This window comes from Vibrio sp. 1402 (assembly GCF_033340275.1).
On record NZ_JAWOWE010000380.1, the window covers coordinates 1 to 632 of the forward strand.

General features: G+C 46.0%; 1 protein-coding gene and 1 pseudogene. Both read right to left on the bottom strand.

Annotated features, from left to right (window positions below; genetic code table 11):
• Positions 1 to 194 precede the first annotated feature (194 nt).
• On the bottom strand, positions 195 to 407 hold the full coding sequence (locus R7044_RS26185) for a YheU family protein (RefSeq protein WP_005458136.1): 213 nt from the start codon (positions 405 to 407) through the stop codon (positions 195 to 197).
• Positions 408 to 440: 33 nt separating this feature from the next.
• Positions 441 to 632 (bottom strand): annotated as a pseudogene (locus R7044_RS26190) (hydrolase); the annotation flags it as partial.

Genomic DNA, 632 nt, shown 5'->3' on the forward strand with positions numbered 1-632 from the left:
TTCAGACGTCGTGGTTGTACCGGCACCGGATGAACCAGTAACCGCAATGATTGGGTGTTTAGCTGACATGACAAACCTTGTCGAAAATTACGTACCTGTAAAGTGCAGCAGCGAACCGCTGCACGGTCGATAACCCACTATAGCATGTAACAACGACTTGTCATCGAGTGGGATACGGTAAAAATGTGAACGTGCTAAAACTTTGCTTTGAGTTGAATATCAACCGTTTCATGCAGTTCTGAGAACACGATGACGGCTTCACCTTTTTCTAGTTGCGTCTTCACTTGATCGATTTTGTTTTGCAGTGAAATTTCAACCGCGCCATAGTCGGTGCCTTCGCGTAGTACGAACTCACGGATTAGATTTTCCAGTGTTTCTGGCGCGATGTCTTGCCAAGGAATGATCATAAATACCTCAAACTTTTATGATGAAAGGCTAGTTTACTGTGTTCGCGGTTTGGATCCAGCTGAAAGGTACTCTGGCTCGACACTTTCGTAGTACGCGGGTAGGGCTTCCTCCAACCAGAACTTTGGTTTTAAGGCCGTACCAGTCAGAAAGCCAACGTGTCCGCCGTGCTCAAACAGACGGTAATCAATGTTATCTGGCAGAACAAATTTGGGGATCACCTCATT